Source organism: Streptomyces sp. NPDC030991 (assembly GCF_055571235.1).
This window is the reverse complement of record NZ_JBVIFR010000014.1, coordinates 53,720-74,866: the sequence shown is the minus strand read 5'-3', so window position 1 is coordinate 74,866 and position 21,147 is coordinate 53,720. Positions and strand designations below refer to the sequence as shown.

Here is a 21,147-nt window from a genome sequence, read left to right as displayed (position 1 = left end):
CGGTGAGCGAACACTCGGCAAGGGGGTGCCCAGCCTGCCGGGCGCGGGTCAGCCCTTGTCCTGCTCGTCCTCGCGGCGCTTGAGCTCCTCCTCGCGGCGGCGCAGGTCCGCTTCCCAGTCCTTCAGGAGCGCCTCGTCGTTCTTGCCGTCTCCCTTGAGGGAGGCGAGGAACTCCGGGTTGTCGTCGGGCGCGACGAACGGGGCTGTCCTGTGGTCGCGGTGCCACTCGGACGGGGTCGAGCCCCCGGCGGGAGCGCGCCGTCGCTTGCCGGCCGCCAGCCAGGCGACCGGGCCGACGAGGACCTCGCCGAAGAGCAGGATGATGATGACCCACACCACCTTCGGCAGTCCGCGCACCTCCTCCTCGGGGGTGTTCAGGCAGTCGATGAACGCGTAGATCCACAGCGCCAGGACCAAGAGGAACGGCAGATACCTGAGCATGACGGTGGTGGTCCCCCCGGGACGTGCGACGAGTTCGCCGAGTGAGCGAAGACCGGGCCAGGGTAGCGTCCGGCGCCCGGCCCCCGACAAGATCCGTCATCAGGGATGACAAACTGGAAGGCATGGCTTACGACGATCTTCGCTCCCTGCTCCGGGCGCTGGAGCGCGAGGGCGACCTGCAGCGCATCAAGGCCGAGGTCGACCCCTATCTGGAGGTCGGTGAGATCGTCGACCGCGTACAGAAGTCCGGCGGCCCGGCCCTGCTCTTCGAGAACGTGAAGGGCTCGGCGATGCCCCTCGCGATGAACGTGTACGGAACCGACCGGCGCCTGCTCAAGGCGCTCGGCCTGAAGTCGTACAACGACATCAGCGAGAAGATCGGCGGGCTGCTCAAACCCGAACTGCCGCACGGCTTCGTCGGGGTCCGCGAGGCGTTCGGCAAGCTCGGCGCGATGACCCACGTGCCGCCGCGCAAGGTCAAGGACGCGCCCGTGCAGGAGGTCGTGCTGCACGGCGACGACGTCGACCTCGACAGTCTCCCGGCGCTCTTCACGTGGCCCGAGGACGGCGGCTCCTTCTTCAACCTGGGCCTGACCCACACCAAGGACCCCGAGTCCGGCGTCCGCAACCTCGGCCTGTACCGCCTCCAGCGCCACGACAAGCGCACCATCGGCATGCACTGGCAGATCCACAAGGACAGCCGCAACCACTACCAGGTGGCCGCCCGCAAGGGCGAGAGGCTGCCCGTCGCCATCGCCTTCGGCTGCCCGCCCGCCGTCACGTACGCCTCCACGGCGCCGCTGCCGGGCGACATGGACGAGTACATGCTGGCCGGGTTCATCCAGGGCAAGCGCGTCGAGATGGTCGACTGCAAGACGGTCCCGCTCCAGGTCCCCGCCCACGCCGAGGTCGTCATCGAGGGCTGGCTGGAGCCGGGCGAGATGCTCCCCGAGGGCCCCTTCGGTGACCACACGGGCTTCTACACGCCGCAGGAACCCTTCCCCGCGCTGACCATCGACTGCGTCACCATGCGCCGGCGCCCGCTGCTCCAGTCGATCGTCGTCGGCCGCCCGCCGACCGAGGACGGGCCGCTGGGCCGGGCGACGGAGCGGTTCTTCCTGCCGCTGCTCAAGGTGATCGTCCCCGACATCGTCGACTACCACCTGCCGGAGTCGGGCGGCTTCCACAACTGCGCGATCGTCTCGATCGACAAGAAGTACCCCAAGCACGCCCAGAAGGTGATGAGCGCCATCTGGGGCGCCCACATGATGTCGCTGACCAAGCTGATCGTCGTCGTCGACTCCGATTGCGACGTCCACGATCTTCATGAAGTGTCGTGGCGCGCGCTCGGGAACACGGACTACGCCCGAGACCTGACCATCACCGAAGGACCCGTCGACCACCTCGACCACGCCTCCTACCAGCAGTTCTGGGGCGGCAAGGCGGGCATCGACGCGACGAGGAAGTGGCCCGAGGAGGGCTACACACGAGACGGCGGCTGGCCCGAGATGGTCGTCTCCGACCCCCGAACGGCGGCCCTGGTGGACCGCCGCTGGAAGGAGTACGGACTCAAGTGAGCTCAGCATCCGCCGCGATCCCGCAGCAGCCGGGCCGCACCAAGGCGTTCCTGCGCCTGGTCATGATCGAGCACTCGGTCTTCGCGCTGCCGTTCGCCTACACCGCGGCGCTCACCGCGATGTTCGAGCTGGACAAGAACATCCACTGGGGCCGGCTGCTCCTGGTCACCATCTGCATGGTGGGCCTGCGCACGTTCGCGATGGCGGCGAACCGGATCATCGACCGCGAGATCGACGCCCGCAACCCCCGCACCGCACACCGCGAACTCGTCACGGGCGCCGTGTCGGTGAAGTCGGCGTGGACGGGCGCGCTGATCGCGCTGGTGATCTTCCTGGCGTCGGCCGCGCTCCTCAACCCGCTCTGCCTGGCGCTCGCCCCCATCGCGGTGATCCCGATGGTCGTCTATCCGTACGGCAAGCGGTTCACCAACTTCCCGCAGGCCATCCTCGGTCTCGCCCAGGCGATGGGCCCGATCGGCGCGTGGATCGCGGTCACCGGCTCCTGGTCGTGGGAGGCGGTGATCCTCGGTCTCGCCGTCGGCATCTGGATCGGCGGGTTCGACCTGATCTACGCGTGCCAGGACGTGGAGACCGACCGCGAGGTCGGCGTCATGTCGGTCCCGGCCCGCTTCGGCATCCCGGCGGCGATCCGGGGCGCCCGCGTCTGTCACTCCGTCACGACGGCCCTGTTCGTCTGGTACGCGCTGGCCACCGGCGCCGGCATCTTCTTCTGGGTCGGCCTCGTCATCGTCGCGGGCGCTTTCCTCTACGAGCACACGATCGTCAAGCCGCACGACCTGTCCCGCCTGAACCGGGCGTTCTTCCAGGTCAACGGGTTCATCGGGATCGCGCTGTTCGTGTGCGCGCTGCTGGATCTACTGGTGCGCGGCCTCACGGTCTAGGGCGTGTTTCGAACCCCCGTCCGCGCCGCGGCGCGGACGGGCAGGCGCCCGCGGGGCCGCCGGCCCTCTCCTGGGCCGGGGTGCGAAGACAGGCTCTCAGAGCGGGAGCTGTGCGCGCCGCCGCGCCGGGCGGCCGCGGACGGCGAACGCCGCCGCCACGCCCGCGAGCAGCCCGATGAGATGACCCTGCCAGCTGACGCCCTCGTTGGCCGGGGAGAGGCCCGCCAGGATCGTCGTGCCCCAGTACGCCGCTATCAGCACACCCACGACGATGCCGAACGGCCTGCGCTCGACGAATCCGATGAGCACGACGAAGCCGAACAGGCCGAAGATCAGGCCCGACGCGCCCGCCGTGTTCGAGTGGGCCGGGGCCACCAGCCACACCCCGAGCCCGTCCGCGACGACGATCAGGGCGCAGGCGAGCAGGAAGCGGCGCAGACCGGAGAGTGCCGCGACGAAACCGAGGACCAGCAGCGGCACCGAGTTCGCCGCGACGTGGTCGAAGCCGAAGTGGATGAACGACGCCGGGACGACGTCGACCAGCTCGGCGGGGTCGCGCGGCTGTATGCCGAAACGGTCGAGCGCGTGCCCCGACGCGGCGTCGACCCCTTCGAGGAGCCACAGCAGGGCGACCCACCCCACCATGAGCTTGCCCGCCGCGAGCGCGCGCCCGCGCGCCGGTCCTCGTACCGCGCTCGTGCTGTCCGTCATCTCGAACCCCACCCCCCGGGGAAGAACGACCACGGCCCCTGCTCAAGTTCCCCTGCGGGCACGCCGGATAGGCTCGTGGTGTGGAGCACGTTAACGCACCGAGCCGCAGGCCCTGGGTGGTCGGGGTGTCCGGCGCATCAGGGACCCCGTACGCCGCTGCCGTGCTGCGCGCACTCCTGGCCGCGGGCGAGGCCGTGGACCTGGTCGTCTCGCGGGCCTCGCGGCTCACGCTGCTCGACGAGACGGGCATCGCGTTCCGGGACGGGCACTGGCGCGAGGACCTGGCGCAATGGCTGGCGCGGGGCGCGGACGGCAAGCCGGGCACGTTCACCGGCGTCGATCTGAGCGGCGTACGGCACTGGCCTGCCGGTGATCTCGCGGCGGGGCCGTCCTCCGGCTCGTACCCGGTCAAGGGCATGATCATCGTGCCCGCCTCGACGGCGTGCGTGGCGGGTGTGGCGCTCGGCCTGTCGAAGGACCTGTTGCAGCGCGCGGCGAGTGTGACCCTCAAGGAGGGGCGCAGGCTCGTGGTCGCGGTGCGGGAGACACCGCTGACCGGGCAGACGCTGAAGCACCTGGTGACGCTGGACGAGGCGGGCGCGGTCGTGCTGCCCGCGTCCCCGGCGTTCTACGCGGGCGCGACGCACATCCAGGACCTGGTGGACTTCGTCGCGGGCCGGACGCTGGACGCGGCAGGGGTGCCGCACACGCTGTACCGCCGTTGGGAGGGAGAGCTGGGGGGAGGCTCTCGCACGCCGTAGCACTCTTCCCGGCTTGGATGGTTCGAGGCGTTGTCCCCGCGCGCCTTGGTTTCAGTACATAAACTCGCGTCAACGCTGAATAATGAAAGGCTTCGGACCTATGGACGCCGTGGACAGGCAGCTCATCCAGGCCCTGCGCGAGAACGGCCGCGCCTCGTATGCGGAGTTGGGCCGCCTCGTCGGCCTGTCGGGACCGAGCGTGACGGACCGCATCAACCGCCTGGAGGCGGCCGGCGTCATCACCGGCTACCGCGCCACCGTCGACTCCGCCTCGCTCGGCCTCGGCGTGACCGCCCTCATCGGCATCTCGCTCTCCGACGCGGCCGACCACGAGGACGTCGCGCGCCGCCTGAAGGACCTGCACGAGATCGAGGACTGCTGGTTCATCGCGGGCGACGACTCCTACATGCTCAAGGTCCGGGTCGGTGACGTGGACGGCCTGGAGAAGACCATCCGCCGCCTCAGCGGCACCAAGGGCGTCTCCCGCACCCGCACCACGATCGTGCTCTCCACGAAGTGGGAGAACAGGGTGGGGGAGCTCCCCGAAGAGGTGTGAGCGCCGCCCTGTCGGAGGGTGGGCGTACGGTGGACCGGACTTATGGGTCGTGTTGGTGAGGAGAGGTACGGGCATGGACGCAGGGCTCAAGCGCGAGCTGGAGCAGAAGGTCAGGGACGGTGAGCGGCTGTCCCGCGAGGACGGCGTCGCGCTCTACGAGTCGGACGACCTGGCCTGGCTCGGCGGTCTCGCCCACGAGGTGCGCACGCGCAAGAACGGCGACGTCGTGCACTTCAACGTCAACCGCCACCTCAACATGACCAACGTGTGCACCGCCTCGTGCGCCTACTGCTCGTTCCAGCGCAAGCCGGGCGAGAAGGACGCGTACACGATGCGCATCGAGGAGGCCGTCAAGCTCGCCAAGGCGATGGAGTCGGAGAGCCTCACCGAGCTGCACATCGTCAACGGCCTGCACCCGACGCTTCCGTGGCGCTACTACCCGCGCTCACTGAAGGCGCTCAAGGAGGCCCTGCCGAACGTCGGACTCAAGGCGTTCACGGCCACCGAGATCCACCACTTCGAGAAGATCTCCGGCCTCCCGGCGAGCGAGATCCTCGACGAGCTGATCGACGCGGGTCTCGAATCGCTGACCGGCGGCGGCGCGGAGATCTTCGACTGGGAGATCCGGCAGCACATCGTCGACCACGACACCCACTGGGAGGACTGGTCGCGCATCCACCGCCTGGCGCACGAGAAGGGGCTCAAGACCCCCGCGACGATGCTCTACGGGCACATCGAGGAGCCGCGCCACCGCGTCGACCACGTGCTGCGCCTGCGTGAGCTCCAGGACGAGACCGGCGGCTTCCAGGTCTTCATCCCGCTGCGCTACCAGCACGACTTCGTCGACATGAAGGACGGCAAGGTCCGCAACCGCCTCCAGGCGCGCACCACGATGGCGACGGGCGCGGAGGCGCTGAAGACCTTCGCGGTCTCGCGCCTGCTCTTCGACAACGTGCCGCACGTGAAGTGCTTCTGGGTCATGCACGGCCTGCACACCACGCAGCTCGCGCTCCAGCACGGCGCCGACGACATGGACGGCTCGGTCGTCGAGTACAAGATCACGCACGACGCGGACAACTACGGCACGCCGAACAAGCTGACCCGCGAGGACCTGCTCGACCTCATCCGCGACGCCGGGTTCAAGCCCGTCGAGCGCAACACGCGGTACGAGATCATCCGCGAGTACGACGGTCCGGACCCGGCGCGCCGGGACACCCCGCAGGCCATGCGCGTCTGAGACCGGTTCGAAGACAGGCTCTCAGCCGAGCGGCAGCATCATGTGGATGTCGTCGCGGTCGTCCCCCGGGGCCACGCGGATCGCCCCGGGGATGCGCCCGACCTCCTTGTAGCCGCACGCCGCGTAGAAGGCGTCCGCGCCCGTGCCGCCCCGGCACGTGAGCCGCAGCGCCTCTATCCCCTCGAAACCGCGCGCCGCGCTCTCCGCCGCGGACATCAGCGCCCGCCCGTACCCCTTGCCCTGGTGCCGGGGGTGGACCATCACCGTGTACAGCCACAGGTGGTGGCGCATGAGGCGGTGCTGGTTGCGGGTCAGGAACGCCGTCGCCGCGACCGTGCCCCGGGCGTCGTGGCCGACGAGGAGGCGGGTACGGCCCTCGGCGATCCCCGCCAGATGCTTCACCAGCTCGGGGCGGATCTCGTCCGGGGTGACCGGCGGGACGAAGCCCACCGCCCCGCCCGCGTTGGAGACGTCCGCCCACAGCGCGAGGAGGCCGTCGCGCAGCTCCGGTCCGATCGGCGGGTCAAGGGTGAAGGCAAGCGGCGGAGCAAGAGACGGAGCAAGAGGCGGAGTAAGCGGTGAAGTAATAGGCATGGGGCGACCGTAACCATTACATGCGGGTCCGCTCAACAGGGTTCCGGGAGCCCGTGCTTCACTGGAGGGACCATTTCGCAACGGAAGAGTGGATTGAGATGCTCCGCTACACGCTGATGCGCCTCGGAATCTTCGTGGGCTGCTTCCTCGTCGTCTGGGGTCTCGTCGCCACCGGCATCGTCCCGCGCGGCCTGGGCGGCTCCAACTACCTCTGGATCGCGCTCCTCGCCCTGGTCGTCTCCGCGCCCATCAGCTTCGTGGTGCTGCGCCGCGAGCGCGACCGGGCCTCCGAGAAGATCATCGCCCGCGTCGACCGCGCCAAGGCCAACATGGACGCCAACCGCTCCATGGAGGACCAGGCGGACGACGCCGCCCGCGCCCACGGCGCGTAAGTTACCTCACAGGCTCTCCGCCCCGCCACCGCACAGGTGGCGGGGGCGCCTGCGTTTTCAAGGCAGATGCGGCTTACGAGGCGTACGTCCCCCGCAGCTTCCCCAAAGACACCCTTTGATGTTCCCAAAGCACTGGTGTTAACGTTCCTGACATGAAGACATCAGCCGCGCATCGCACTGTCCCGGGCGTCCCGCTCGTGGCGCGCCTGCATGTCGATCTCTGCCGCTGCATGTCCGCGGCCTGTCGCGCCTGACGCGACCATCCCCGATGCAGCGGCGCCGCTGACCTCATCCACGGTCGCCGCTCCAGTACGTCCCGTACGTCCCCCGCCCTGTCCCCGCGCGTTCTCACGTTTCACTGGAGTGCCTCCGTGTCCGCGAACACCACCCCGGCCGACGCCACGCCGGCCGAGCCGAAGTCCGGCTCCCGCATACCGAAGATCCCGTTCTGGGCCCAGATCCTTGGCGGCCTCGTCCTCGGCGTGCTGCTCGGCTGGCTCGCCCGCAGCCAGGACATATCCTGGCTGGTCACCACCTTGGAGAAGGTCGGCGGCATCTTCATCCAGCTGCTGAAGCTGGCGGTCGCCCCGCTCGTCTTCTTCGCGATCCTGGTCTCCATCACCAACCTCCGCAAGGTCAACAACGCCGCACGGCTGGCCTCCCGCACCCTCCTCTGGTTCATGATCACGTCGCTGATCGCGGTCGCCATCGGCCTCGTCATCGGCCTGCTCACCAACCCGGGCGCGGGCACCGGACTCACCCCGAAGGACGGCGCCAAGCCGGACCACGCGGGCTCCTGGATCGACTTCCTCACCGGCATCGTCCCGACGGACGTCATCACCCCGTTCACCGAGCTGAACGTCCTGCAGATCGTCTTCATGGCCGTCGTCGCCGGCATCGCCATCCTCCAGATCGGCGAGAAGGCCAAGCCGATCCTCACCCTCTCCGAGTCGGTCCTCGAGCTGCTCCAGAAGGCCCTGTGGTGGGTCATCAAGCTGGCGCCCATCGGCACCATCGGCCTCATCGGCTACGCGATCGCCACCTACGGCTGGGACCTGATCAGCAAGTACGCGACGTTCACCGCCGACATCTACGTCGGCTGCGCCCTGGTCATGTTCGTCGTCTACCCGACGCTGCTCGCGACCGTCGCCAAGCTGAACCCGCTCCAGTTCTTCAAGGGCGCCTGGCCCGCGATCCAGCTGGCCTTCGTCTCCCGCTCCTCGGTCGGCACCATGCCGCTGACCCAGAAGGTCACCGAGCGCCTCGGCGTCCCGAAGGAGTACGCCTCCTTCGCGGTCCCGTTCGGCGCCACGACCAAGATGGACGGCTGCGCCGCGATCTACCCGGCGATCGCCGCGATCTTCGTCGCGCAGATCTTCGACATCGACCTGGGCATCGGTGACTACCTGCTCATCGCCTTCGTCTCGGTCGTCGGCTCCGCCGCCACGGCGGGTCTGACCGGCGCCACGGTCATGCTGACCCTGACCCTCTCCACGCTCGGCCTCCCGATGGAGGGCGTCGGCCTGCTCCTCGCGATCGACCCGATCCTGGACATGATGAGGACCGCCACGAACGTCGCGGGCCAGGCTCTCGTCCCGGTGATCGTCTCCGCCCGCGAGAAGATCCTCGACCACCACGCCTACGAGAACGCGTCCTCCTCCCCGGTGGACGAGCCGCAGCCGGTGGCTGTGTCGGCCGCCGCCTGACGTCCCCCGGCTCGTACCCCGCCGTCGCCCCGTCCCCGGACCCCGGGGGCGGGGCACGGTCGTGTACGGGCACGGTGCCCTGCGTAGGGTGAGCGCGGCACGTGTGTGGAGGGAAGGGGCCGGGGTGGGTGGTGGCATGAAGGTTCGGGTGGCGCGGATGCCGCGGGCCGAGCGGGAGCGGCAGATGCTGGACGCCGCGGTGCGGGTGTTCGGGGAGCGTGGGTACCGGGCCGCGTCGATGGACGAGATCGCCGAACTCGCCGGTGTCTCCAAGCCGTTGGTGTACCTGTATCTCCACTCGAAGGAAGAGCTGTTCACCGCCTGCATCCGGCGGGAGGCGCGGGCGCTGATCTCGGCGGTGCGGGCCGGGGTGCGTACGGACGCGGCCGCCGACCGGCAGCTGTGGGACGGGCTCGCCGCCTTCTTCACGCACACCGCCGAGCGCCCCGACGGGTGGGCGGTGCTGCACAGCCAGGCGCGGTCGGGCGGGGAGCCGTTCGTCGCGGAGGTCGGGGCGGCGCGGGAGGAGATCGTCGCGTTCGTGGCGTCCCTGATCGCGGAGGCCGCACGCGAGGCGCACAAGGACCCGGGTCCGGCCGGGCGGGAGGCCGCGGGGCTCGCGCTGGCGCTGGTCGGGGCGGCCGAGGCGCTCGCCGGGTGGGCCAACGCCGACCCGTCCGTCTCCGCGAAGGAGGCCGCCACGACGATGATGAACTTCGCGTGGTCGGGCCTGGGGAACCTGATGGACGGGCGGCGCTGGTCAGTCCGTTAGCGGACCGGCCGCCCGCACGTCCCCGGTGACGTGCACGCGGCCGTCCTTCGCGGACCGCAGTTCGAAGGCGGTGCCCCGCGCCGCGTAGGTCACGGTGCTCGGCAGCAGGACGGGGGCCCTGAACCGCGCCTGTACGTGCACCGGCCCGCTCGCGCCGGATTCCGCGAGGCAGCGGGCGACGCTCCACATGCCGTGGGCGATGGCGCGCGGGAAGCCGAAGAGGCGGGCGGTGAGCGGGTGCAGATGGATCGGGTTGCGGTCACCGGAGGCGGCGGCGTAACGGCGGCCGAGATCGCCGTGCAGGGTCCACCGGGCCCGCGGGGGGAGCGGCTCGCCGGGCTCGGGCTCGGGCGGGCCGGGGTTCGGCCCCGCGGTGCCGGGTGTGCTGTGGCGGGCCAGATAGGTGCTGGTCGACTGCCAGACGAGAGCGCCTCCGGCGTGCAGCCCGGTGCTGACGACGGCTTCCGTGCCGCGCCGGTGCGCCCTCAACTCCTCGACGGCCACGGCTAGTTCGTATGTGCCCTCCGGGTCCGGGCTCCGTCGCTGGGTGATGTCGATCGAGGTGTGGACGAGCCCGAGCAGCGGCAGGGGGAACGCGCGCTGCGACATCAGCCGCATGGCCAGGGGGAAGCCCAGGATGTGCGGATAGGTGACGGGCAGCTCGGCGCGTCCGGTGGGGAAGCCGCAGGCGCGTTCGTAGGCGGCGAGGTGGCTCTGCGAGACCCGTAGGGCGGGCAGTACGAGCCGGGTGCGGGGCAGCTCCGCGTCGCGGCGGGGCCGTTTCAGGGGGGACAGTAGGGCGCCGCGGGCCATGAGGGGCAGGAGGGGCGGCAGGGAGGTGAGGGTGACGGTGGCGGGCCGGGGCGTGGCGGTCATGGCGGTCCTGGGGGAGGAGGGGTCGGATGTCCGCTGGGGTGCGGGTGGGCAGGCCGGAGCGGGTCAGGCGCCGAGGAGGCTCTGCCCGCAGACCCTGACCACCTGCCCGTTCACCGCCCCGGAACCGGCCGACGCGAGCCACGCCGTCGTCTCCGCCACGTCCACGGGGAGTCCGCCCTGGCCGAGGGAGTTCATCCGCCGCCCGGCCTCCCGGATGAAGAGGGGGACGGCCGCCGTCATCTTCGTCTCGATGAACCCGGGGGCCACGGCGTTCACCGTGACACCGTGCTCGGCGAGGGCGCGCGGTGCCAGGGAGCGGACGAGGCCGATGACGCCCGCCTTGCTGGCCGCGTAGTTGGTCTGCCCGGTGTTGCCCGCGATGCCCGCGATGGAGGCGGTGGCGACGATGCTGCCGCCGCGCCGTACCGCTCCCGCCTTCAGCAGGGTGTCGGTGGTCCGCAGGACACTGGCCAGGTTGACGTCGAGGACCGAACTCCACCGGGCCGCGTCCATGTTGGCCAGTCGCCGGTCGCGGGTGATGCCCGCGTTGTGGACGACTATGTCGAGCCCATCGTGGCCGGCGGCGCCGGAGGTGAACTCGGCGATGTGCTCCCCCGCGTCGTCGGCGGTGATGTCCAGCGGCAGCGCGCGCCCGCCGAGCCGTTCCGCGACCTTCGCCAACTCGCCTCTCGCCGACGGCACATCGAGCAGCACGACCTTCGCCCCGTCCCGTACGAGAGTCGCGGCGACAGCCTCGCCGATACCGCGCGCGGCGCCGGTGACGAGGGCGGTACGCCCGGCGAGGGGCAGCGACCAGTCGTCGGGCACGCCCGACTCGACCGCTCCCGGGCCGACCTCCACGACCTGTCCACTCACATACGCCGACCCGGGCGAGAGGAGGAAGCGCAGGGTCGACTCGGCGGCGGCCACCGGTCCGGCGATCCGCACGAGGTTGACCGTGCGGCCGCGCCCGATCTCCTTGCCGAGGGAGCGTACGAACCCTTCGAGGGCCTGCTGCACCGCCGCCTGGTGGTGGTCGTCGGCGGACGGCGGCGCCCCGAGCACGATGACGCGCCCGCTCGCCGCGATGGAGCGGACGACCGGGTGCAGCGCGGCGTGCACCTCGGCGAGGGTGTCCGGTCCGGTGACGGCGGTGGCGTCCACGACGACGCCGACGGGGTTCTTGGTGGTCGCGCCGCCGCCCGAGAGCGAGCCGCGTACGTCGAGGCCGGTGCGGGCGAGCAGCGCCGACAGCTCCTCGCGGCAGGCGGACGCGCCCGCGGTGAAGTGCAGCAACCGGCCCTCGAAGGCGGGGTGTTCGGCGGTCCGGCGGCGCAGTGGCGCGGGCTGCGGCAGACCCAGACGACGGGTCAGGAAGCGGCCGGGGGCCGTGCCGGTGAAGTTCAGATAGCGATCGGCCATTGTCCAACTCCCTGCGCGGTCGTAAATTTACTTCGGAGTAAGGTTACTCAGTAGTCAGGAGTTGTCGAGATGGTACGCCCTGCCAAAACCCCGGCACCGCCCCGCCGAGTCGCCGTCATCGGCGGCAGCCGCATCCCGTTCGCCCGCTCCGACGGCCCGTACGCGACGGCCTCCAACCAGGAGATGCTGACCGCGGCCCTCGATGGCCTGGCCGGCCGCTTCGAGCTCCACGAACCGGACGCGGTGGGCGAGTTCGTGGCCGGCGCCGTGCTGAAGCACAGCCGGGACTTCAACCTCGCGCGCGAGACCGTGCTCGGTTCGACGCTGGACGCGCGCACACCCGCGTACGACATCCAGCAGGCCTGCGGCACCGGCCTGCAAGCGGTGATCGCCGCCGCCAACAAGATCGCGCTCGGCCAGACCGAGAGCGCCGTCGCGGGCGGGTCCGACACCGCGAGCGACGCCCCGCTGGGGGTCAACGACGACCTGCGCAAGATCCTGCTGGCCGCGCGGCGCGCGAAGTCGGCGAAGGACCGGCTCAAGGCGCTGGCCCGGATCAGGCCGTCCCACCTGGCGCCCGACATCCCGCGCAACGCCGAGCCGCGCACGGACCTGTCGATGGGTGAGCACGCCGCCGTCACCGCACGCGAGTGGGGCATCACCCGAGAGGCCCAGGACGAACTCGCCGCCACCAGCCATCAGCGGCTGGCGGCGGCGTACGACCGCGACTTCTTCGCCGAACTGGTCGTCCCGTACCGGGGACTTGAACGCGACCAGAACCTGCGGCCGGGCTCGATGACGGCCAAACTCGCCACGCTCAAACCGGTCTTCGGTACGAAGGACCCCAACCCCACGATGACCGCGGGCAATTCGACGCCGCTGACAGACGGGGCGGCCGTGGTGCTGCTCGCGAGCGAGGAGTGGGCCGAGGCGCGCGGGCTGCGACCGCTGGCGTATCTGACGGCGTACGAGACCGCGGCCGTCGACTTCGTCGGCGGGGACGTCACTGGGGGCGGCGGCGACGGGCTGCTGATGGCCCCCGCCCACGCCGTGCCGCGCATGCTGGAGAGGACCGGTCTCGGGATCGAGGACTTCGACCTGATCGAGGTGCACGAGGCGTTCGCCTCGCAGGTTTTGGCGACGCTCGCGGCATGGGAGAAGCAGGGCCTGGCGCCGGTCGACCGGGAACGGCTGAACGTGGCGGGCTCCTCGCTCGCCACCGGGCACCCCTTCGCGGCGACGGGGGCGCGGATCGTCGCGACGCTCGCCTCGCTGCTCGCGGAGCGCGAGGGCCCGGCGCGGGGCCTCGTCTCGATCTGCGCCGCCGGCGGGCAGGGGGTGACGGCGGTGCTGGAACGGGCCTGAACCCGGACCGGTCTACGCGCGGGCGGCGGGATCCAGGGTCAGCAGCGCCGCCTCGTCCGCGGAACCGGCGGGCGCCTGGTAGGCGACCAGGCGCTGGCCGCCCGTCCGGGCCAGCTGCATCACCTCGTACGTGAGGGTCATCCCGCCCGCCTTGGGGTGGTCGAACGTCTTCGTGCCACCGCCCCGCTCCTGCACGTCGTACCGGTCCCACATGCGGGCGAACTCCGGTGACTTCAGCAGCAGTTCGCCGACGAGCCGGGCCATTCTGGGGTCGTCCGGGTCGGTGCCGCCCACCGCGCGCAGGTGGGCCACCGACTTGGCGACGGTGTCCTCCCACGGCACGTACAAGGTTCGGCCGACGGGGTGCAGGAAGAGGTAGCGGGTCACGTTGCGCTCCTCGGGCGGCAGGTCCCACATGCCCGGCAGCAGCCTGCGGCCCGCGGGGTTGGCGGCCAGCATGTAGCTGTACCGGCTGACCACGTACGCGGGCATCGGCCGCAGCGCCTCCAACATCTGGAGCACCGAGTCGCGGACCGTGTCGTCCGTCGTGGGGTGCGGCACGGTGAGCCGGCCGGACGCCAGCTCGGCCAGTTCGTGCAGGCGTTCATGGGCGTCGCCGCGCAGCCGCAGGGCGCGGCTGAGGGCGTCGAGCACACCGGCCGACGGGTTGGTCTCGCGGCCCCGCTCCAGGCGCGTGTAGTAGTCGACGCTGACCCCGGCGAGGGTCGCGAGCTCCTCCCGGCGCAGCCCCGGGGTGCGGCGCAGCCCCATACCGGCGGGCAGCCCCGCCTCGGCCGGGGTGACCTGGGCGCGGCGCGCGCGCAGGTAGGTGCCCAGTTCGGTGCCGGTGGAGGTGCCGCCCGTGCCGTTGCTCTCAGCCATACGCCCATTGTCCCTGGGCGGCGGGTCCGGTGGGGGGCTGTCTCAGGGCCAGGAACGCGGCACCCCGGTGGAGCGCGGCCTGCCACTTCACGGCGGACCCCGGGAGAGTGGAACACGTTGCGGGTGGCCGAGGCTCCCGGGCCCAGGGGGTGCACGACACCGGTCCGCGGCCCGCGCCCGGCCGCCCGCAGCCCCTTCTCACTTCTCCGCCTGGAGGCTCGAATGACCCTCACCGCTACGCCGGTCGCCGCAGCCCGCACCGCGCCGCCGGTCCGCCGCGCCGCGTCCGGCGGCACCGCGCTGGTGGCCGCGCTGCTCGGCTTCACCGTCATCACGGTCGACGTGTCCGCGGTGAACATCGCGCTGCCCGGCATCCGCGCCTCGCTGCACGGCGGCATGACGGGGCTCCAGTGGGTGGTGGACGCGTACACGCTGATGTTCGCGGGCCTGATGCTGTCCGCGGGGGCGCTCTCCGACCGGGCCGGGGCGCGCCGCGCCTACGCGTGGGGCACGGGCCTGTTCACTCTCGCCTCGCTGGCCTGCGCCCTCGCGCCCAGCATCGGCGCGCTCGTCGCGGCGCGGGTCGTGCAGGGCGGGGCGGCCGCGGTCCTGATGCCCGCGTCGCTCGCGCTGATCCGGCAGTCCTATGACGACGCGCGGCGCAGGGCGCGGGCCGTCGCGCTGTGGACCGTGGGCGGTTCGGTCGCGATGGCGGTGGGCCCGGTGCTGGGCGGTGTCCTCATGCAGACCGTGGGCTGGCGGGCCGTGTTCTTCCTCAACCTGCCGGTGGGCGCGGCGATCCTCCTGCTCCTGCTCCGGGTCGAGCCGTCCCCGCGACGCCCCGCACCGATCGACGTGCCCGGGCAGATCACGGCGGTGCTCACGCTGGCGGGGCTCACCTTCGCGGTGATCGAGGGCGGGAGCGCGGGTCTGCTCTCGGCGGGGGTCGCGGCGATCGCCGCGTGCGCCTTCTACGTCACGGAGAAGCGGCACCGGGCGCCCATGGTCCCGCTGTCGATGCTGCGGGACCGTACGGTGGCGGTCTCCCTCGCAGTCGGCTTCGCGATCAACGTGGCGTTCTACGGGCTCGTCTTCCTGCTGGGCCTCTACCTCCAGCAGGAACGCGGGATGTCGGCGCTGACAGCGGGCCTGATGTTCGTACCGCTCGCCGCCATCATCACCGGCACGAACCTGATCTCGCCGCGCATGGCCGAGCGGGTCGGGCGCCGCCCGGTGATCGTGACGGGCCAACTCGTCCTGGCGCTGGCCATGTTCGTACTGCTGCCCCTGGGAGCCGATACGCCGCTGTGGCTGGTCCTGCTCCTGCTCGTCCCGACGGGCCTGGGCGGGGCGTTCGCGATCCCGGCGGTCACGGCGATGCTGATGGACTCCGTCCCCGGCCCGCGAGTCGGCACGGCATCCGGCCTGCTCAACGCGTTCCGGCAGACCGGCGGCGCGCTGGCCGTGGCCCTGTTCGGAACGCTGGTGGCCGGCGGCGAGGACGGGCTGTTCTCGCTGCCCGGAATGCGACTGAGCCTGGTGGTGGCCGGTTCAACACTGTGCGTGACAGCGGCTCTGGCAGCATGGCGCTTGCCGCGCAAGCAGTAACACAGGCCGCCCGAACAGGAACCACCCACGAACGCGCACCCGCGATCGGACGGGAGGGGCGGCGTCGGGGTGCCCCCGCAGGACTCCGCGGGAACCCAGCACAGGACGACCCGCCTATGGCGTACAGCAGGCGCGGCAACCGATCCGGCCGAGGAGGCACCCCGACGCCGCCCCGCCACCACAAACAGCGACAGGCGAACCCCGCAACCGACGGAGCCCCCGTCACAGCCCGCGCGCATACCGCCCAGGCGGCACCCCGACCACCCGCTTGAAGTGCCGGTTCAGATGCGACTGGTCATAGAACCCGCACGCCACCGCCACCTCCCGCGGCGCCTGCCCCGCAAGCAGCAGCCCCCGAGCCCGATCCACCCGCCGCGCCATCAGGTACTGATGCGGAGCGATCCCGTACGCCGCCCCGAACGACCGCACGAGATGCGCGGGATGCGCATGCACCAGCCCGGCGGCCTCGTTGAGCTCGACACCCTCGACGACCCGCGCGTCGAGCAGCTCCCGCAACGCCCCGGCGACACGCCGATCAGGCCCCGGCCGCGCGATGTCGGCGAGCCGCGGCCGCAACCGTTCCCGGAGCCGCTCCCCGACGAGCGCGAGCCGCGCGGCCGCCTCCAACTCGTCCCCGGGCAGCGCCAGGGACGTGTGGAGCCGGCTGATCCGCTGCCGCAGCAAGGGATCGGCGAGATCGGGCGTGTCGACGGCGGGCCCGATGAACGAGGCGTCCAGGGGGCCGCGGTCCGCGTCCAGATACAGCACCCGTTTACGGAAGCCGAGCGGCGTGGCCGCGGAACCGTTGTGCGGGACCTGGGGCGGGAGGAGGGAGACCGTGCCGAGCGGGGTGCCGTGCCGGTGCCGCTCCAGGTCGTAGCGGACGGCGCCCTCGTCGACGATCAGCAGGGTCCAGGTGTCGTGGACGTGCATGGGGTAGGCGTGCCGCGTGAAGTGGGCGTGGAAGACCTCCGTGACGCCCTTCACCTCGGGGCGCCACGCGGTGATCTTCTCGGACCCGCTGGTCCGCGCGCCGCCGGCCGCCATGCAAAAAACGTACAAGACCGGGCGCCGACCCGTTCGGCAGTCTCAAGGCATGAGCACAGAGCCCGCAGCCACGCCGAACGACACGGCCACCCCGATTCCGGCCACCCCGGACAACGAGGCCACCCCGAAGAACACGGACCACCCGCGGAGCCCATCCCGCTTCGACACCAAGATCGCGGTCCTGCTCCGGGACGACCTGGAGACGTGGCAGCGGCTCAACGTGACGGCGTTCTTGGTGAGCGGGCTGGGCACCCAGGTGCCGGAGGTGGTCGGGGAGCCGTACGCGGACGCCGACGACACCCCGTACCTGCCGATGTTCCGGCAGCCGGTGCTCGTCTTCGAGGGCGGCAAGGAGGTGCTGACGGCGGCGCACGGCAAGGCGTTGCAGAGGGCGCTGCCGCGCGCGGTGTTCACGTCGGATCTGTTCGCGACCGGCAACGACACGGACAACCGGGCGGCGGTGAGGGCGGTGGCCTCGGCCGACCTGGATCTGGTGGGGATGGCGGTGTACGGGCCGCGCAACGCGGTGGACAAGACCTTGAAGGGCGCCCGCATGCACGCCTGACAGAACACCCACCTGCAGAACCACCCCACAGAACCGCACCGCGGAACCGCAAGGCCGGGAGGAAACAAAAGGGCAGGAGCCCCGTCTCACCCCGTCGACAAGGCCGACGGAGGAGCGGGGCTCCTTGGGTACTGCGCTAGGTTCCGGATCGGATCACGGCACCTGCCGTGCGATCACGAAGGATTTAGGCGGGGGTGACGTTCTCCGCCTGCGGGCCCTTCGGACCCTGCGTGACGTCAAAGGTCACGGCCTGGTTCTCCTCGAGGGAGCGGAAGCCGTTCGCGTTGATCGCCGAGTAGTGGACGAAGACGTCCGGGCCGCCGCCTTCCTGGGCGATGAAACCAAAGCCCTTTTCAGCGTTGAACCACTTCACGGTTCCGGTAGCCATAAGCCCTCCTATGGGCCAAAGGGTCGCCCTGCTCCAGAACCTGCAAATGCGCTTGCGAACAACTGCAAAAGTCTGAATACGACGAGAGCCCGCGGTTACATGCTCCGCAGGCTCTGTACTGCAAGGGAAACCAAACTGCAACTTGCGGCGAGCTTAGCACGCAGGCAGCGGAAAGCAATAGGGGGCAAGATCACGTCACCCGGAGGTTTGACGGAGGCCCGAAGCGGGACCGCGGTGTGCGCGACCCGGAGCATGCACCGTACCTCATGGGGTCTAGCCTCACCGATGTGGACAATTCTCCCGAGACTCCTCAGGCCGCGCGGCGCACCAGGCCGCGCGTCGGCCACATCCAGTTCCTGAACTGCATGCCTCTGTACTGGGGCCTCGCCAGGACGGGATCGCTCCTCGATTTCGAGCTCACGAAGGACACCCCGGAGAAGCTCAGCGAGCAGTTGGTCGAGGGTGGCCTGGACATCGGTCCGATCACTCTGGTCGAGTTCCTGAAGGCTGCCGACCAGCTGGTCGCCTTCCCCGATCTGGCCGTGGGCTGCGACGGACCCGTGATGTCCTGCGTGATCGTGTCGCAGGTGCCCCTCGACCAGCTCGACGGCCGGCGCGTGGCGCTCGGTTCCACGTCGCGTACGTCGGTCAGGCTGGCGCAGTTGCTGCTCGCCGAGCGGGTCGGCGTACAGCCCGAGTACTACACGTGCCCGCCGGACCTCGGACTGATGATGCAGGACGCGGAGGCGGCCGTACTCATCGGGGACGCGGCGCTGCGGGCCAATCTGCACGACGCCCCGCGGCTCGGACTCCAGGTGCACGATCTGGGGGCGATGTGGAAGGAGTGGACGGGGCTGCCGTTCGTCTTCGCGGTGTGGGCGGCGCGCAAGGAGTACGCGGCGCGGGAGCCGCTGATCACGCGCCAGGTGCACGAGGCGTTCCTGACGTCGCGGGACGTGTCGTTGGAGGAGGTCACCAAGGTCGCCGAGCAGGCGGCGCGCTGGGAGGTCTTCGACGAGGCCGTTCTGGAGGAGTACTTCACGACGCTCGACTTCCGGTTCGGGGCGGCGCAGCTGGACGGCGTCAAGGAGTTCGCGCGGCGGGTGGGACCGACGACCGGATTTCCCGCGGACGTGACGGTGGAACTGCTCTCGCGCTGATCCCGTGCCCGGCCTGCGCGGAATTGGACCGAAGTCCGCAGGGGAATTCAGGTAAAGGCGGGGATGGCCATAAGGCCGAACGCAAGACAGTCGTAGGCCACAAGACAGCCGCACCCGGCAAGACAGCCGTAGGCCACAAGGCAACCGCACCCCGCAAGGCAGCCGTAGGCCACAAGGCAACCGCACCCCGCAAGACAGCCGTAAGCCACAAGACAGCCGCACCCCGCAAGGAAGCCGCACCCCGCAACCGAATTCCACCCTCCCGGGACGAAATCAACATGAACTCCCGGCATTCGTGCCACGGGGCTACGCTGCTGAGGCACGCGCGCGGTACGGCTGGTTCCGGCCGCACGGGGGGAGAGCTCGGGGGAGGTTCACGGGATGCAGCCGCTCGAGGCGGACGATCCGGCGACAGTGGGTCCTTACCGGCTCCTCGGCCGGCTCGGGCACGGCGGTATGGGCCGGGTGTATCTGGGCCGCAGCGCCGGTGGCCGGACCGTCGCCGTGAAGGTGGTGCACCCGCACTTCGCGCTCGACGAGGAGTTCCGGGCGCGGTTCCGGCGCGAGGTGGAAGCGGCGCGCCGGGTCGGCGGGGCGTGGACCGCTCCGGTGCTCGACGCGGATCCAGGGGCGCGGGTGCCGTGGGTGGCGACGGGGTACGTCGCGGGCCCCTCGCTCGCGCAGGCGGCCGGTGCCGGGCCGGGCGGCGCCGACGGTCCTCCCAGGACGCTGCCCGAGCACTCGGTGCGGGTCCTCGGCGCGGGCCTGGCGGAGGCGCTGGCGGCCGTGCACGGTCTCGGCCTCGTGCACCGGGACGTGAAGCCCTCCAACGTGCTGCTGACGGTGGACGGGCCGCGGCTCATCGACTTCGGGATCGCGCGGGCCACCGACAACACGGCGTCGCTGACATCCACCGGCGTCTCCGTCGGCTCGCCCGGATACATGGCGCCCGAGCAGATCCTCGGCAAGGGCGTCACGGGCGCCGCGGACGTCTTCTCGCTCGGCGCGGTGCTGGTGTACGCGGCGACGGGAGAGTCCCCGTTCCCCGGTGACTCGTCGGCGGCGCTGCTCTACAAGGTCGTCCACGAGGCACCCCGACTCGGCGCGCTCACCGGCGACCTGCGTGCGGTGGCGGAGGCCTGCCTGGCCAAGGACGCGGCCGCGCGGCCCACGCCCGGGGAGGTGGCGCGGCGGCTCGCGCCCGAGGGCGCCGCGCGCCTTGTCGCGGCGGGCTGGCTCCCCGGGGCGCTGGTGGAGCAGATGTCGCGGGGCGCGGTACAGCTCCTCGACCTGGAGGGCACCCCGTCGCCCGCGCCGGTCTCGGGCCCGGTGGGCTTCTCCAGCCCCGCGGTGACGGGGAACCCGGTACCGGCCGGGGTCTTCGGGCCACCGGACCCGGCGTACGCGGCGGTGCCGGTGCCGGTGCCGCGGACAGAGGCACCGGCCGAGGGAGCACGGGCCGAAGGAGTACGGGCCGAGGGCGCACGGGCCGAGGTGCCGGGCGAGGGCGGGGCGGCGGCCGGGGGCGGGAAGGCGGCCGCCGCGCCGCGGGACGCCGCGCCCGGCCGGTTCTCCGTCTCGGTGTCGGCGACATCGGCGCCCACGTCCGCGAACGGCCGCGGGCGCAGAGTGAGTTGCTCGGTGGCGCTCGCGGTGGCCGGCGCCCTGGCGGCGGTCACGGTCGGCGGGGTCCTCGTGGTGAACATGCTCCCCGACGACTCGGGTGACGGGGGAGTGGGGGCCGACGGCGGCGCCCCCACGACGAGCGCCCCGCCCATGGGCTCGGCCCCGCCGACGGGGTCGCAGCCGTCGGGGTCGGCGCAGCCGACGGGGGCGGCGGCCGTGCCGAAGTTCTACCTCGGCGCCTGGGACGGCCCGGCCGTCCAGGCGGGCATCTCCTTCGGCACGTTCCGCGTCGATCTGGAACAGGCCGCCGTCGGCCGGGAGGTCGGCAAGGTGACGTCGACCGATCCGCTGGGCATCCAGTGTGTCGACGTACTGACGCTGAAGTCCGTCGGCGACAAGGAACTCGTGGCCGACGGCAAGGCCGCGCCGGACAACCCGGGCACCTGCGCCGCCGGCACCCACACCGTGCACCTCACCCGCGACGGCGCCGGGCTGAAGTACACCTCGCGGTATCCGCAGGCGGGCAACCCCACGGCCGACCTCGACCGGATCGGCTGAC

General features: G+C 71.3%; 21 protein-coding genes. 13 read left to right on the top strand and 8 right to left on the bottom strand.

The window, feature by feature from the left end; all coding sequences use genetic code 11:
* Nucleotides 1-48: 48 nt before the first annotated feature.
* Nucleotides 49-441: a PLD nuclease N-terminal domain-containing protein gene (locus ACZ45E_RS25550; protein WP_468224425.1), complete on the bottom strand. Its 393-nt coding sequence runs from the start codon at nucleotides 439-441 to the stop codon at nucleotides 49-51.
* Between the two features lie 122 nt (nucleotides 442-563).
* Here ACZ45E_RS25550 and ACZ45E_RS25545 point away from each other — a divergent pair, with 122 nt between their 5' ends.
* Together ACZ45E_RS25545 and mqnP are read left to right on the top strand one after the other, a co-directional pair.
* Nucleotides 564-2,018: a menaquinone biosynthesis decarboxylase gene (locus ACZ45E_RS25545; RefSeq protein WP_468224423.1), complete on the top strand. Its 1,455-nt coding sequence runs from the start codon at nucleotides 564-566 to the stop codon at nucleotides 2,016-2,018.
* A complete protein-coding gene (gene mqnP, locus ACZ45E_RS25540; protein WP_468224421.1) occupies nucleotides 2,015-2,920 on the top strand; it encodes a menaquinone biosynthesis prenyltransferase MqnP in 906 nt (301 codons plus the stop codon). The genes ACZ45E_RS25545 and mqnP overlap by 4 nt, the downstream gene beginning before the upstream one ends.
* A 96-nt stretch (nucleotides 2,921-3,016) precedes the next feature.
* Here mqnP and ACZ45E_RS25535 read toward each other — a convergent pair whose 3' ends face one another.
* A complete protein-coding gene (locus ACZ45E_RS25535; RefSeq protein ID WP_468224418.1) occupies nucleotides 3,017-3,631 on the bottom strand; it encodes a rhomboid family intramembrane serine protease in 615 nt (204 codons plus the stop codon).
* Between the two features lie 80 nt (nucleotides 3,632-3,711).
* Between ACZ45E_RS25535 and ACZ45E_RS25530 the strand changes: the two genes are divergently transcribed.
* The 3 genes from ACZ45E_RS25530 (at nucleotide 3,712) to mqnE (ending at nucleotide 6,185) form a co-directional block, all read left to right on the top strand.
* Entirely contained in the window at nucleotides 3,712-4,392 is a 681-nt protein-coding gene (locus ACZ45E_RS25530) for a UbiX family flavin prenyltransferase (protein ID WP_468224416.1), read from the top strand.
* A gap of 100 nt (nucleotides 4,393-4,492) precedes the next feature.
* Nucleotides 4,493-4,948, top strand: coding sequence for an Lrp/AsnC family transcriptional regulator (locus ACZ45E_RS25525; protein ID WP_324776280.1), 456 nt, complete (start codon nucleotides 4,493-4,495; stop codon nucleotides 4,946-4,948).
* Between the two features lie 73 nt (nucleotides 4,949-5,021).
* Nucleotides 5,022-6,185, top strand: coding sequence for an aminofutalosine synthase MqnE (gene mqnE / locus ACZ45E_RS25520; RefSeq protein ID WP_468224412.1), 1,164 nt, complete (start codon nucleotides 5,022-5,024; stop codon nucleotides 6,183-6,185).
* A 21-nt stretch (nucleotides 6,186-6,206) separates the two neighbouring features.
* Here mqnE and ACZ45E_RS25515 read toward each other — a convergent pair whose 3' ends face one another.
* Nucleotides 6,207-6,779 (bottom strand): GNAT family N-acetyltransferase, encoded by a 573-nt coding sequence (locus ACZ45E_RS25515; RefSeq protein ID WP_468224411.1) that lies wholly within the window; start codon nucleotides 6,777-6,779, stop codon nucleotides 6,207-6,209.
* A 98-nt stretch (nucleotides 6,780-6,877) separates the two neighbouring features.
* Here ACZ45E_RS25515 and ACZ45E_RS25510 point away from each other — a divergent pair, with 98 nt between their 5' ends.
* The 3 genes from ACZ45E_RS25510 to ACZ45E_RS25500 all read left to right on the top strand — a co-directional run bounded on the left by ACZ45E_RS25510 (nucleotide 6,878) and on the right by ACZ45E_RS25500 (nucleotide 9,649).
* On the top strand, nucleotides 6,878-7,171 hold the full coding sequence (locus tag ACZ45E_RS25510; protein ID WP_468224410.1) for a DUF4229 domain-containing protein: 294 nt from the start codon (nucleotides 6,878-6,880) through the stop codon (nucleotides 7,169-7,171).
* 371 nt (nucleotides 7,172-7,542) lie between these two features.
* Nucleotides 7,543-8,877 (top strand): dicarboxylate/amino acid:cation symporter, encoded by a 1,335-nt coding sequence (locus ACZ45E_RS25505; RefSeq protein WP_468224408.1) that lies wholly within the window; start codon nucleotides 7,543-7,545, stop codon nucleotides 8,875-8,877.
* A gap of 136 nt (nucleotides 8,878-9,013) precedes the next feature.
* Nucleotides 9,014-9,649, top strand: a complete 636-nt coding sequence (locus ACZ45E_RS25500; RefSeq protein WP_468224405.1) for a TetR/AcrR family transcriptional regulator — start codon at nucleotides 9,014-9,016, stop codon at nucleotides 9,647-9,649.
* Here ACZ45E_RS25500 and ACZ45E_RS25495 read toward each other — a convergent pair.
* Nucleotides 9,638-10,525: a MaoC family dehydratase gene (locus ACZ45E_RS25495; protein WP_468224402.1), complete on the bottom strand. Its 888-nt coding sequence runs from the start codon at nucleotides 10,523-10,525 to the stop codon at nucleotides 9,638-9,640. The two genes, ACZ45E_RS25500 and ACZ45E_RS25495, sit on opposite strands and share 12 nt — an antisense overlap.
* 63 nt (nucleotides 10,526-10,588) lie before the next feature.
* Nucleotides 10,589-11,947: a 3-oxoacyl-ACP reductase gene (locus ACZ45E_RS25490; RefSeq protein WP_468224400.1), complete on the bottom strand. Its 1,359-nt coding sequence runs from the start codon at nucleotides 11,945-11,947 to the stop codon at nucleotides 10,589-10,591.
* A 69-nt stretch (nucleotides 11,948-12,016) separates the two neighbouring features.
* On the opposite strand from ACZ45E_RS25490, the gene ACZ45E_RS25485 reads away from it, so the two are divergent.
* Nucleotides 12,017-13,312 (top strand): acetyl-CoA C-acetyltransferase, encoded by a 1,296-nt coding sequence (locus tag ACZ45E_RS25485; protein WP_468224398.1) that lies wholly within the window; start codon nucleotides 12,017-12,019, stop codon nucleotides 13,310-13,312.
* 12 nt (nucleotides 13,313-13,324) lie between these two features.
* Here the strand turns inward: ACZ45E_RS25485 and ACZ45E_RS25480 are convergent, their stop codons facing one another.
* Nucleotides 13,325-14,194, bottom strand: a complete 870-nt coding sequence (locus ACZ45E_RS25480) for a helix-turn-helix domain-containing protein (RefSeq protein WP_468224397.1) — start codon at nucleotides 14,192-14,194, stop codon at nucleotides 13,325-13,327.
* 222 nt (nucleotides 14,195-14,416) lie between these two features.
* Here ACZ45E_RS25480 and ACZ45E_RS25475 point away from each other — a divergent pair, with 222 nt between their 5' ends.
* Nucleotides 14,417-15,802, top strand: coding sequence for an MFS transporter (locus ACZ45E_RS25475; RefSeq protein ID WP_468224395.1), 1,386 nt, complete (start codon nucleotides 14,417-14,419; stop codon nucleotides 15,800-15,802).
* Between the two features lie 222 nt (nucleotides 15,803-16,024).
* Here ACZ45E_RS25475 and ACZ45E_RS25470 read toward each other — a convergent pair whose 3' ends face one another.
* On the bottom strand, nucleotides 16,025-16,849 hold the full coding sequence (locus ACZ45E_RS25470; protein ID WP_468224392.1) for a helix-turn-helix domain-containing protein: 825 nt from the start codon (nucleotides 16,847-16,849) through the stop codon (nucleotides 16,025-16,027).
* Here ACZ45E_RS25470 and ACZ45E_RS25465 point away from each other — a divergent pair.
* Nucleotides 16,848-17,414 (top strand): DUF2000 family protein, encoded by a 567-nt coding sequence (locus tag ACZ45E_RS25465; protein ID WP_468224391.1) that lies wholly within the window; start codon nucleotides 16,848-16,850, stop codon nucleotides 17,412-17,414. The genes ACZ45E_RS25470 and ACZ45E_RS25465 overlap by 2 nt on opposite strands.
* A gap of 184 nt (nucleotides 17,415-17,598) precedes the next feature.
* On the opposite strand, the gene ACZ45E_RS25460 is transcribed toward ACZ45E_RS25465, so the two are convergent.
* Nucleotides 17,599-17,802 carry a cold-shock protein gene (locus ACZ45E_RS25460; protein ID WP_003948780.1) on the bottom strand — a complete coding sequence of 68 codons (204 nt, stop codon included), beginning with the start codon at nucleotides 17,800-17,802 and terminating at the stop codon, nucleotides 17,599-17,601.
* A gap of 287 nt (nucleotides 17,803-18,089) precedes the next feature.
* Here ACZ45E_RS25460 and ACZ45E_RS25455 point away from each other — a divergent pair, with 287 nt between their 5' ends.
* Nucleotides 18,090-18,962, top strand: a complete 873-nt coding sequence (locus ACZ45E_RS25455; protein WP_468224389.1) for a menaquinone biosynthetic enzyme MqnA/MqnD family protein — start codon at nucleotides 18,090-18,092, stop codon at nucleotides 18,960-18,962.
* Between the two features lie 381 nt (nucleotides 18,963-19,343).
* Entirely contained in the window at nucleotides 19,344-21,146 is a 1,803-nt protein-coding gene (locus tag ACZ45E_RS25450; RefSeq protein ID WP_468224386.1) for a serine/threonine-protein kinase, read from the top strand.
* Nucleotide 21,147: the final 1 nt, after the last annotated feature.